The sequence below is a fragment of the Hoeflea sp. CAU 1731 genome (assembly GCF_039888615.1).
Lineage (GTDB): Bacteria > Pseudomonadota > Alphaproteobacteria > Rhizobiales > Rhizobiaceae > Flavimaribacter.
The window spans coordinates 1-3,217 of record NZ_JBDQQS010000043.1; the positions used below are offsets into that span (position 1 = coordinate 1).

Sequence of the window (3,217 nt, forward strand, 5' to 3'; positions counted from 1 at the left end):
GGCTGCCCCTATCGCTGTGATGGACCAAGCCACCGCCATGCAGAGGCCGCCGATCATGCAGGGCCTGCTCCAAGGCATCGAGAACGAATCCCGCATGGGCAGTCCGTGACGCCCGCCATCCAACGATGCGGCGGGCATAGGCATCGATGACGAAGGCCACGTAGACGAAGCCGGCCCATGTGGCCACATAGGTGAAATCCGAAAGCCAGAGCCGATCGGGTGCCGGTGCGTGGAACTGGCGGTTCACCTGGTCGAGCGGGCAAGGAGCCGACTTGTCGCTGATCGTGGTGCGAACCGGTTTGCCGCGAATGACACCCTGCAGGCCGAGCTCCCGCATCAGCCTTTGCACCGTGCATCGCGCAACATCGAACCCTTCCCGCTGCATCTGTCTCCAAACCTTCCTGACGCCATAGACCGAGAAGTTCTCGGCAAAGACCCGCATGACCTCAGGCTTGAGGGCTTCGTCGCGTTGGGCACGTGCCGACAGCCGCGAGGGATCCCGGCGTTGGGCAACACGCTCATGATAGGTGGATGGGGCGACTGGCAGGACGCTGCAGATCGGCTCGACCCCATAATGCCCACGATGCTCGTCGATAAAGGCGATCATCGCTTCAGTGGGCGGTCGAGCTCCGCCTGGGCAAAATATGCGGAGGCTTTGCGCAGGATCTCGTTGGCCTGCCGCAGCTCCCGGTTCTCTCGCTCCAGAGCCTTGAGCTTCTCGGCCACCTCGCTGGGCACGCCAGCACGCCGGCCACCATCGACCTCGGCCTTCTTCACCCAGTCGTTCAGGGTGTGGGCCGAACAGCCAATCTTCTGGGAAACCGAAACCACGGCCGCCCAGCGCGACGGATACTCCCCGCCATGCTCCAGCACCATCCGCACCGCCCGGGTCCGCACCTCGGGGGAAAACTTGTTCGTTGTCTTGCTCATCAGGCTCTATCCTACTTGGGAGTTAGAGCCTCCGACAGTCCCGGTGCGGTTCAGTTTCGGCGGCTCAGGTGCGCCCATCGAACTGGTCCATGCCCTGATCGATCATGGCGCGAAGGACCTGGTCGTGGTCAACAACAATGCCGGGACGGGCGATGTGGGGCTTGCCGCCCTGATCCGCCGCCGACGCGTGCGCAAAATGATCTGCTCCTTCCCGCGCTCGTCCGATCCGCGTGCGTTTCACGAGCTTTACAATGCCGGCGAGATCGAGCTTGAAGTCGTGCCGCAGGGAACGCTCGCCGAGCGGCTGCGGGCCGGCGGTTCGGGCGTGCGGGCATTCTTTACCCGGGCCAGCGTCGGCACCCCGATTGCGGACGGCAAGGAGTCGCGCGAGTTCGACGGCGAGACCTATGTGATGGAGCCGTGGATCAGGGGCGATTTCGCGCTGGTGAAGGCGGAACGTGCTGACCCCTACTGTTGATTGGCACGTAAACGGGGTCTGCCTCACTTTGTGTGGTGAATAGATCGTTAGCAGGCACTTCGCTATTGGCGTGCATGAGAACAAAATCAAAATGGTCGCCCGGTCCGGGCATCAAGGTCCAAAGCATCGCAACCAACGGCGACGGTGACTGGGTTGTGTCGGCTTGCGGACCATCCTCGGGCATTTGTCCAGATTGCAGGAAACAGAGCGCACGTCGGCACGGCTGGTCGTACCGCAGTCTTCAGGACCTGCCGATCCAAGGCAATGAAGTGACGGTAAGGCTTCGGTTGAGCCGCTGGCGTTGCAGTTATCGGCAGTGCGGGCGGCAAACATTCTCGGACCCGATCCCGGATATTGCCTCGCCCTACGCCCGCAGGACAAAGAGGGTCGCCAACATAGTCGGCCTTCTGGGGCACGGCACAGGCGGACGCCCGGGAGAGCGCTTGATGAACCAGCTCGGGATGCCGGTCAGCGACGACACCATCCTTCGGCACTTGAAGCGCATGGCTTTACAGATCGACGACGAGCCCCCCGCTCGGATCATCGGTATCGATGACTGGAGTTGGAGGAAATCGTGGCGCTACGGCACGATCATCGTTGATCTCGAGCGCCGAAAGGTCATGGACATTCTCGAGGACCGGAGCGTGGCGAGCGTTGCACAATGGTTGAAGCGGCATCCCTCCATTGAGGTGGTCAGTCGAGATCGATGCGGGCTATACGCGCAGGCTGCTCGTGAAGGTGCCCCGCAAGCGTCTCAGGTGGCTGACCGCTTTCATCTCTTCCAGAACCTGCGTCTTGCGATCGAGGAACAGATGAGCCTCTCCGGCCGAGCTACAGGCAGGGCACTGCTGCCAGACGAGGACATCGAGACTGATCATGACGATCGAGCTTTGCATGAGGAGGCGCCTGGAATGCGGTTGCGCAATCAGCTTCGACGGACACATAGGCAGTCCCGGAAGGAGGTGTTCGAGACGGTGCACGCCTTGAGCAAAGAAGGCCTGACCTGCTCGGAGATTGCGCGTCGCACTGGATATGGCCGCCGCAGCATCGCGAAATGGCTGACGTTTGAAACGCCACCCGACCGACGCAGGGGAGCGTTGCAGCCGACATCTCCCCTGTATTTCGAAGCCTTTCTCACCCAATGTTGGAAGGACGGCAACCGCCGTGGGCGGCATCTGTTTCATGACATCAAGCATCGCGGGTACACCGGCAGCTTTTCCAATCTTGAACGCCTCCTGGCAACCTGGCGCCGCGCCGAGAGACCGGAATCGGATAAGGATAAGGATAAGGATAAGGATAAGGATGATGCGGCGCCGGCTCGGGTTGGCGTCGTCGACAGTACATACGATAATGCGCCTGTGCGTGATCCGCACACTGGCCACTGGATCTCGCCGGTTGTCGCCGCTGCTCTCTGCATCAAGCCGCGCGGCGCGCTGACCGTCAATCAAGAGCGGAAAGTGGACGCCCTCAAGCAGGGATCAGATACCTTTGCGACTTTGCGCAGCTTATCCATGCGGTTTCGCGGAATATTTCATAGCCGAAATTCGGCAAGGCTCGAAGATTGGATTGATGATGCCATTCATTCTGGCCTGGTTTTCCTGGCCCGTTTTGCCCGCGTCCTTCGCCGCGATATCGACGCCGTCTGTAACGCCATCGACCTGCCTTGGAGCAATGGTCAAGCGGAAGGTCAGATCAACCGACTGAAGACGATCAAGCGCGCTATGTATGGCCGAGCGGGTGCAGAGCTTCTCAGAGCGCGGATGATGCCCATCCAATTGTCCGATCTCCACACAAAGTGAGGCAGACCCA

General features: G+C 61.0%; 2 protein-coding genes, 1 pseudogene and 1 other annotated feature. Of the genes and pseudogenes, 2 read left to right on the plus strand and 1 reads right to left on the minus strand.

The features are described 5' to 3' along the window. Positions 1-930 (minus strand): annotated as a pseudogene (locus tag AAFN47_RS27955) (IS3 family transposase); the annotation flags it as partial. Continuing rightward, positions 533-649 (minus strand) — a sequence feature (AL1L pseudoknot). It overlaps the preceding pseudogene by 117 nt. Between AAFN47_RS27955 and AAFN47_RS27960 the strand changes: the two are divergent. Together AAFN47_RS27960 and AAFN47_RS27965 are read left to right on the plus strand one after the other, a co-directional pair. After that, entirely contained in the window at positions 911-1,408 is a 498-nt protein-coding gene (locus AAFN47_RS27960) for a 3-oxoacid CoA-transferase subunit A (protein ID WP_499812471.1), read from the plus strand. The pseudogene AAFN47_RS27955 and the gene AAFN47_RS27960 sit on opposite strands and share 20 nt — an antisense overlap. 74 nt (positions 1,409-1,482) lie before the next feature. After that, positions 1,483-3,207 (plus strand): ISL3 family transposase, encoded by a 1,725-nt coding sequence (locus AAFN47_RS27965; RefSeq protein ID WP_155276029.1) that lies wholly within the window; start codon positions 1,483-1,485, stop codon positions 3,205-3,207. Positions 3,208-3,217 lie beyond the last annotated feature (10 nt).

Bases quoted from the DNA above. Each gene is read 5' to 3' on its own strand.
- AAFN47_RS27965 (WP_155276029.1), top strand. From the start codon at position 1,483: ATGAGAACAAAATCAAAATGGTCGCCCGGTCCGGGCATCAAGGTCCAA.